This window comes from Pseudomonas sp. HY13-MNA-CIBAN-0226, from assembly GCF_040310305.1.
GTDB classification, from domain to species: domain Bacteria; phylum Pseudomonadota; class Gammaproteobacteria; order Pseudomonadales; family Pseudomonadaceae; genus Aquipseudomonas; species Aquipseudomonas gregormendelii.
Window position 1 is genome coordinate 1 of the sequence record NZ_JBEOPS010000572.1, and the last position, 241, is coordinate 241.

General features: G+C 60.2%; 1 protein-coding gene. It reads right to left on the reverse strand.

Features of this window, described 5'->3' with window-relative positions; all coding sequences use genetic code 11:
- The coding region (locus AAEZ05_RS29965) for a hypothetical protein (protein WP_350650290.1) at window positions 1-209 on the reverse strand (209 nt) is incomplete at its 3' end.
- Window positions 210-241: the final 32 nt, after the last annotated feature.

Sequence of the window (241 nt, forward strand, 5' to 3'; positions counted from 1 at the left end):
CCGTAGATCAGCCCGGGGTGAGCATCGGGCAGGTAGCCATGAAAGATTTCGTCGGTGTATTCGGGCAGTTCGATGCGTTCCAGCTCAACCTCGCCGGTATCGTCGAACAGGCACAGCTCCACTTTGGTGGCGTTGGCGGAAAACAGTGCAAAGTTCACACCCAGGCCATCCCAGGTGGCGCCAAGGGGGAAGGGCAAACCTTCACGGATCCGCGACGGCTCATTAACCGGCGTCGCTGTGG